The 7,315-nt window shown below is 72.3% G+C and carries 6 protein-coding genes; 3 read left to right on the top strand and 3 right to left on the bottom strand.

Features of this window, described 5'->3' with window-relative positions; all coding sequences use genetic code 11:
• On the top strand, positions 1-1,162 hold a 1,162-nt coding region (locus tag ACFPOU_RS16045; RefSeq protein WP_379723300.1), incomplete at its 5' end, for an ABC transporter permease.
• Between the two features lies 1 nt (position 1,163).
• The gene (locus ACFPOU_RS16040; RefSeq protein WP_379723297.1) at positions 1,164-2,288 is read left to right on the top strand and encodes an ABC transporter permease; all 1,125 of its coding nucleotides are present in this window, start codon (positions 1,164-1,166) and stop codon (positions 2,286-2,288) included.
• 5 nt (positions 2,289-2,293) lie between these two features.
• Here ACFPOU_RS16040 and ACFPOU_RS16035 read toward each other — a convergent pair whose 3' ends face one another.
• The 3 genes from ACFPOU_RS16035 to ACFPOU_RS16025 all read right to left on the bottom strand — a co-directional run bounded on the left by ACFPOU_RS16035 (position 2,294) and on the right by ACFPOU_RS16025 (position 6,262).
• The gene (locus ACFPOU_RS16035) at positions 2,294-4,072 is read right to left on the bottom strand and encodes a PHA/PHB synthase family protein (protein ID WP_379723294.1); all 1,779 of its coding nucleotides are present in this window, start codon (positions 4,070-4,072) and stop codon (positions 2,294-2,296) included.
• Between the two features lie 10 nt (positions 4,073-4,082).
• Complete coding sequence (locus ACFPOU_RS16030) at positions 4,083-4,907, bottom strand: universal stress protein (protein WP_379723291.1); 825 nt, start codon at positions 4,905-4,907, stop codon at positions 4,083-4,085.
• Positions 4,908-5,005: 98 nt separating this feature from the next.
• Positions 5,006-6,262, bottom strand: coding sequence for a GGDEF domain-containing protein (locus tag ACFPOU_RS16025; protein ID WP_379723288.1), 1,257 nt, complete (start codon positions 6,260-6,262; stop codon positions 5,006-5,008).
• Positions 6,263-6,291: 29 nt separating this feature from the next.
• Between ACFPOU_RS16025 and ACFPOU_RS16020 the strand changes: the two genes are divergently transcribed.
• Complete coding sequence (locus ACFPOU_RS16020; RefSeq protein ID WP_379723285.1) at positions 6,292-7,314, top strand: zinc-dependent alcohol dehydrogenase family protein; 1,023 nt, start codon at positions 6,292-6,294, stop codon at positions 7,312-7,314.
• The last annotated feature ends 1 nt before the right edge of the window (position 7,315 follow it).

The following is a 7,315-nucleotide window of genomic DNA, read 5'->3' as shown; positions in this document are numbered from 1 at the left end:
GCCTGCGCCGCCGCCGCCCGCGCCGCGCAGGGCCGCCGGCGGCGGCTGGTGGCGCCGCGCCGCCGGCATCAGCCGCCGCGAGGCGCTGGAATTGCGGCGCGATCCGGTACGGGCCGTGCTGGCGATGCTCGGCTCGCTGCTGCTGATGGTCGTCATCGGCTACGGGCTGAGCATGGACGTGGAGGACCTGCGCTACGCCGTGCTCGACCGCGACCAGACCACGCTCAGCCGCGACTATGCGCTGAACCTGTCGGGCTCGCGCTATTTTTTGGAACAGGCGCCGATCGAGGACTACGCGGCGCTCGACCGCCGCATGCGGTCGGGCGAACTGGCGCTGGCGCTCGAGATCCCGCCCGGCTTCGCGCGCGCCCTGGCGCGCGGCCGCCCGGCCGAGATCGGGGCCTGGATCGACGGTGCCAATCCGGTGCGCGCCGAAACCGTGGCCGGCTATGTGCAGGGCATGCACCAGCACTGGCTGGCCGCGCGCGCGCCGGGCGCGGCCAGGACCGGCGGCGCGGCGGTGGCGGTGGAAACGCGCTTTCGCTATAACCCCGACGTGCGCAGCCTGCCCGCGATGGTGCCGGCGATCATCGCCTTGCTCTTGCTGAACCTGCCGGCGATGCAGGCGGCGCTGGCCGTGGTGCGCGAAAAGGAGATGGGCTCGATCGTCAACCTGTATGTCACGCCGCTGCGGCGCAGCGAATTCGTGATCGGGAAGCAGGCGCCGTATGTGGTGCTGGCGATGGCGAACTACCTGGTGATGACGCTGATGGCGGTGACGGTCTTCGGCGTGCCGCTCAAGGGCAGCGTGGCGGCGCTGACGCTGGCCGTGTTCCTGTTCTGCATCTGCTCGACCGGCATCGGCCTGCTGGCCTCGACCTTCACGCGCAGCCAGATCGCGGCGATTTTCTCGACCATGATCGGCACCATGGTCCCGGCCATCCAGTTCGCCGGCCTGATCAACCCGGTGGCGGCGCTCGAAGGCGCGGGGCGCGTGATCGGCGAAGCCTATCCGGCCTCGCACATGCTCACCATCAGCCGCGGCGTGTTCGCCAAGGCGCTGGGACTGGCCGAGCTTTCCGGCGACATGCTGGCCCTGCTGGGCGCGATCCCCGTGATCATGGGGCTGGCGATCGCCTTGCTGCCCAAGCAGGAGCGCTGACATGCGCCTGTCCTGGTCCAAGGTCTGGCGCCTGGGCATCAAGGAATGGTGGAGCCTGGCGCGCGACCCGGTACTGCTCGGCCTGATCGTCTACACCTTCACGCTGGCCGTGTACGTGGCCGCGACCGCCCATCCCGACTCCCTTAACCGGGCCGCGCTGGCGATCGTCGACGAAGACCAGTCGCCGCTGTCGCTGCGCATCCGCAACGCCTATGTGCCGCCGCAGTTCGTGCCGCCCGAACTGGTCGACCTCGGCCAGGCCGATGCGCGCCTCGACCGCGGCGACGCCACCTTCGTGCTGGTCATCCCGGCCGGCTTCCAGCGACGCGTGCTGGCCGGACGCGCCGCCAGCCTGCAGCTGAACGTGGACGCCACGCGCATGAGCCAGGCCTTTACCGGCAGCGTGTATGTGCAGCAGATCGCCCTGGGCGAGGTGGCCGCATTCCTCCAGGGCGTGCGGCGCGAGACGCCGCCCGCGGTGACGCTGGCGCTGCGCGCGCGCTTCAATCCGGCGCTCACGCCGTCCTGGTTCGGCGGCCTGATGGAACTGGTCAACAACATCACGATGCTGTCGGTGATCCTGGCCGGCGCCGCCCTGATCCGCGAGCGCGAGCACGGCACGGCCGAGCACCTGCTGGTGATGCCGGTGCTGCCGTTGGAAATCCTCCTGGCCAAGCTGTGGTCGATGGCCGCGGTGGTCATGCTGGCCACCGTCATTGCCCTGCTCGGGGTCGTGCGCGGCCTGCTGGCGATGCAATTGCAGGGGTCGGTCCTGCTGTTTCTCGGCGGCACCTTGCTGCACCTGTTCGCCACCACTTCGCTCGGCATCCTGCTGGCGACCCTGGCGCGCGGCATGCCGCAATTCGGGCTGCTGGTGATCCTGGCGCTGCTGCCGCTGGAGATGCTCTCGGGCGCCACCACCCCGCGCGAAAGCATCCCGTTCGTGCTGCGCGAACTGATGCTGGCCGCGCCCACCACCCATTTCGTCGAGCTGAGCCAGGCCATCCTGTTTCGCGGCGCCGGCTTCGACGTGGTCTGGCCCGCCTGCCTGGCCTTGCTGGCGATCGGCGCCGTGCTGTTCGGGGCGGCGCTGGCGCGTTTCACGCGCGGCATGCGCGCCGCCTGAGCCGCTCAGCGCGCCAGCACGTATTCGCCAGGCGCAGGCCCCAGGCCGGGCGGCATCGGCGGCGGCGCGGCCAGCGGCCCGGCCTGGTGCGCCAGCCATGCGGTCCAGGCCGGCCACCAGCTGCCCTCGCGCGGGGGCGTCTCCTGCTGCCAGCGCTCGGGATCGATATAGGGCGCGTCCGGCGCCCGGGTAGCGAGCTGGTAGCTGCGCCCGGCGCCGCCCGGCGGCGCGACCACGCCCGCGTTGTGGCCGCCGGTGGTCAGCAGGAAACTGACCTCGGCATCGCTGAGCAGGCCGATCTTGTACACCGAGCGCCATGGCGCGACATGGTCGGTGCGGGTACCGACGGCGAAGATGGGCACCTCGATGTCGGTGAGCGCAACCGGCTTGCCGTCGACCTGGTAGCGGGCGCTGGCGAGGTCGTTGTTGAGGAACAGGCGGCGCAGGTAGTCCGAATGCATGCGGAAGGGCATGCGGGTGGCGTCCGCGTTCCAGGACATCAGGTCGGTCTCGCGGTCGGGCAGGTCGAGCAGGTAATGGCGCAGCCGCCGCGACCAGATCAGGTCGTTCGAGCGCAGCAGCTGGAAGGCGCCCGCCATCTGGCGCGTGTCGAGGTAGCCCTGGCTCCACATCGTGGCCTCGAGAAAACTCACTTCGCTCTCGTCGATGAAGAGCGACAGCTCGCCCGGCTCGGTGAAATCGACCTGGGCCGCCAGCAGGGTAAGGCTGGCAAGGCGCTCGTCCCGTTCGCGCGCCATGGCCGCGGCCGCGATGGCCAGCAGCGTGCCGCCGAGGCAATAGCCGCATGCATTGACCCGGGATGCGCCGCTGTCGCGCCCGACGGCGTCGAGCGCTTCCATCACGCCGAGGCACCGGTAGTCGTGCAGCCCCATGCCGCGGTCTTCGGCGCGCGGGTTTTTCCAGGAAATCATGTAGACGGTATGGCCTTGCCCGACCAGGTAGCGCACCAGGGAATTGTGGGGCGAGAGGTCGAGGATGTAGTACTTCATGATCCAGGCCGGCACGATCAGGAGCGGCGACGCATGGACCTGGGGCGTCGACGGTTCGTAGCGCAGCAATTCCATCAGGCGGTTGCGCAGCACGACCTTGCCGGGCGTGACGGCCACTTCGCGTCCGGGCCGGAACGCGGGCACCGCCGCCTGCCCGCGCGCCGCGCGCCAGGCTTCCCCGGAGGCGCGCAGGGTGCCGGCGACCAGGTTCATGCCGCCGCGCTCGCAGGTGGTCTGCAGCACGACCGGGTTGGTGGCCACGAAGTTCGAAGGCGCCGCGCAGTCGAGCAGCTGGCGCGTCACGAAGGTGACGACGTCGGCATGGTGGGCCGACATGCCGCGCACGCTGCGCGTGGCCCGGTGCCACCACTGCTGCTGCGTCAGGAAGCCCTGGCTGATCAGGTTGAAGGGCCAGCGCTGCCAGGCCGGATCGTCGAAACGCTTGTCCTGGGCCAGCGGCGTCACCGGTCCCGGCGCGTCGGCGATGGCGCCGACCGCGCAATACTGCAGCCAGCGCCCCAGCGCGGTCATGCCGTGGCTGACGAGCTCGACCTGCTTGTCGGGCGAAAGCAGCAGGTGGCTGCACCAGTCGAACCAGGCCAGGCCGAGCGCGGCCGGCGAGACATGGCCGGTGAAGCGTCCGATCCAGGCGTTCAGGGCCAGGTCGGCCGCGGCATGGGTGACATCGGTGTCCGGATAGGGGTGGCGCGTGCCCTGCCAGGCGCTGGCATCGCGCTCGCGCACGGTCGAAGCGGGAAATGCGCGTTCGTTCATGGTTTCGTCCTCAGTGGGCCAGCAGCACCGGCAGCGGCGCGCGCTCGAGCAGGATGCGCGTGACCCCGCCGAGCACGATCTCGCGCAGGCGGCCATGCCCGAAGGCGCCGGCCACCAGCAGGCCGGCGCCGCACGTGTGCGCCATGCCCAGCAGCGCCTCGCCGACCGGCAATGCGGTCCGCTCGGCCAGCACCTCTACCTGCACCCCGTGGCGCGCCAGGAACAGGGCCATGTCGGCACCGGGCTCCTCGCCGTGCAGGCCGCTCTCGCGGTCCGGATTGACCAGCGCCAGGCGCACCTTGCCGGCGCGGCACAGCAGGGGCAGGGCGCCGTCGATGGCGCGTGTCGCCGCCAGGCTGCCGTCCCAGCCGACGAGGATCTGGCCGTCGAGCGGCTGCCCGGCCCATGACGGCGGCACCACCAGCACCGGCCGCGCGCCGTGCAGCGCGACGTAGGCGGGCATGCCGTGCGGCGCGGCGCCTTCCTCGCCATCCTGGCTGGCGACGACCAGGTCGGCATAGCGCGACTGCAGCAGGAGCGCATGGCCGCTTTCTTCCTCGATCAGGCGCTGCCCCGTGGCAGCCACGCCGAGGCCGCGCGCGCCTTCCGCGAAGCGGGCCAGGCTGGCCTGCGCGCCCTGGCGCAAGGCCTCGAATTCGTCCGCCGGCGGCAGCGCCGGCAATGCGGCCAGGCGCGCGTAGGCGCTCAGGGACAAGCCGGTCGAGGCCACGCCCACCAGGCGCGCGCCGTGCGCGACGGCGAGCGCGGCGGCTGCCTGCAGCCGGCTTTCCATCGACGCGCTGTCGTCGACGTGCACCACGATCGTTTTGTACATGGACATCCTTTCGATGGCAGGGTGACTGGGGGCGCAGGGACGACTCTACGCCGGGGCTGGCGCCGCGTCAGGCGCACGAATGATGCAGATCAAAAAACTCAAGAATTTTCCGCAGGGAACACCGGCCCGGACGGCGCCGCCAGCACCACGCGGTTGCGTCCGCCGGACTTGGCCTGGTACAGCGCCCCGTCGGCCTCGCGCAGCAGGGCGTCCCAGTCGGGATGGCGCGCATCGAGCACGCAGACCCCGAGGCTGACCGTGAAGCGCAGCGTGCCGCCCGCGACCGGCAGGCGCTGCGCCTCGACCAGCGCGCGGATGCGTTCGGCGCAGGCGAGCGCCTCGGCGGCGTCGGTCTCGGGCATCACGCAGACGAACTCCTCGCCCCCGATCCGTCCGACGTAATCGCTGCCGCGCATGGCGGCGTTGCAGGTGGCGACCAGCACGCGGATCGCGGCGTCGCCGGCCTCGTGCCCATAGCAGTCGTTGACGCGCTTGAAATGGTCGATGTCGAGCATGGCGACGGCGAGCGGACGGCCGTGGCGGCGCGCCAGGATCAGGTCGCGCATGGCCGTCTCGGTGAGGTAGCTGCGCGACATCGCGCCGCTCAGGCTGTCGTGGCGCCAGGCGTGCAGCAGGGCTTTCTGGGCCAGGAAAGCCTCGCGCCGCAGGCGGCCCTGGGTCTGCGCCACGGCGCAGGCGAGGGCGAGGGCCAGGGCGAACAGGAACAGGCTGTTGACCACCAGCTTGGGCGGCAGCGTCCAGGCCGCCAGTGCCGCCAGCAGCAGCGCCGGCGGCAGGATGGCCGCCAGGCAGCGCCGCGGCCGCGGTTCGACCAGTGCCAGCGGGAACATGGATGCCGCGATGCCCGGCAGCGCCAGCGCCAGGCCGCCGTCGAGCATCGCGGCCGCCGCCACCATGGCGCCGGCATGGGTGCCGTACACCAGCACGCAGCGCGCGAACACGGTCCAGCCCAGCGGGAAGCGGCCGTAGCCGAGCGCGCCCGCGAGCACCAGCGCCAGGCGCACCTGCAGGGTCGGGCCGGCGGGGACGGGATCGATCCAGACATCCCAGAAGCCGAACAGGACGACGACCAGGCCGAAGGCCGGCCCCAGCACCGGCAGCAGCGCCTCGAGGCTGCGGTCGATGCTCTCGCCGAACGCGCGTTCGTCCTCGGCGTCGAGCCTGCGGCGCAACGGCGCCAGCAAGGCCAGGGCGCGCCGCCGGGCCACCGCCGCGCTGGCGCGCACGCCCCCGCTCACGCCGCCTCCATGGCGGCCTGCGTTTCGCGACAGGCACGCTGCGGCCGCTGCGCGCGCCGCGCAGGCGCGCTGCGCCAGCGCTGTATAATCGGGCATGCCGGACCTCCGGCGCGACGGAGCCAGCGATGCAAGCGATGGTATTCGACGGCGGCGGGCCACTGCGCCAGGCCGAGCTGCCCGACCCGGTGCCGCAGGGGCGCGAGCTGCTGCTGCGGGTGCGTGCCTGCGGCGTCTGCCGGACCGACCTGCATATCGTCGATGGCGAATTGTCGACGCTGCTGCGGCCCCTCGTTCCCGGGCACGAGATCGTCGGCGTGGTGCAGGCGCGCGGCCCGGAGTGCGCGCGCTTCGCGCCCGGCGAGCGGGTCGGGGTCGGCTGGCTCGGCGCAACCTGCGGCACCTGCGCCTGGTGCGCTGGCGGACGCGAGAACCTGTGCGACCGTGCCGTCTTCACCGGACGCGACCGGCACGGCGGCTACGCCAGCCTGGCACTGGCGGACGAACGCTTCTGTTTCCGCCTGCCCGACGCGTATGACGACGTGCATGCCGCGCCGCTCCTGTGCGCCGGCCTGATCGGCTACCGGGCCTGGCGCATGGCCGGCGCCGCGCACCGCCTCGGCCTGTACGGCTTCGGGGCGGCGGCCCATATCGTGGCCCAGCTGGCGGTGCGCCAGGGCGCCGAGGTGTACGCCTTCACCCGAGCGGCCGATGAAGGCGCGCGCCGCTTCGCGCGCTCGCTCGGCGCCTGCTGGGCCGGCGCCGCGCACGAGCCGCCGCCGCGTCCGCTGGACGCCGCCATCCTGTTCGCCCCGGCCGGCGAACTCGTGCCCCAGGCGCTGGCGGCCACCGCCAAGGGCGGGGTGGTCGTCTGCGCCGGCATCCACATGAGCGATATCCCCGGCTTTCCCTACGCCCTGCTGTGGGGCGAGCGGGTCGTGCGCTCGGTGGCGAACCTCACGCGCGCCGATGGCGAAGCCTTCTTCGCGCTGGTGGCCGACGGCCGCGTCGCGACCGCCCCGGCCGTGTTCCCGCTGTCGCAGGCGAACCTGGCCCTGGCGCGCCTGCGCGCCGGCGCGATCGACGGCGCCGCGGTCCTGGTGCCCGACGAACCGGGCCAGGCCGCGGGCGCTGCCGCGCCGTCCGGATAGC

The sequence above is a fragment of the Massilia jejuensis genome, from assembly GCF_042656795.1.
GTDB lineage: Bacteria > Pseudomonadota > Gammaproteobacteria > Burkholderiales > Burkholderiaceae_D > Telluria > Telluria jejuensis.
This window is presented reverse-complemented; position numbering and strand designations above follow the sequence as displayed.

Coding starts and splice junctions, on each gene's coding strand:
- ACFPOU_RS16025 (WP_379723288.1), bottom strand. CDS start 6,262: ATGCCCGATTATACAGCGCTGGCGCAGCGCGCCTGCGCGGCGCGCGCA.
- ACFPOU_RS16030 (WP_379723291.1), bottom strand. CDS start 4,907: ATGTACAAAACGATCGTGGTGCACGTCGACGACAGCGCGTCGATGGAA.
- ACFPOU_RS16040 (WP_379723297.1), top strand. CDS start 1,164: ATGCGCCTGTCCTGGTCCAAGGTCTGGCGCCTGGGCATCAAGGAATGG.
- ACFPOU_RS16020 (WP_379723285.1), top strand. CDS start 6,292: ATGCAAGCGATGGTATTCGACGGCGGCGGGCCACTGCGCCAGGCCGAG.
- ACFPOU_RS16035 (WP_379723294.1), bottom strand. CDS start 4,072: ATGAACGAACGCGCATTTCCCGCTTCGACCGTGCGCGAGCGCGATGCC.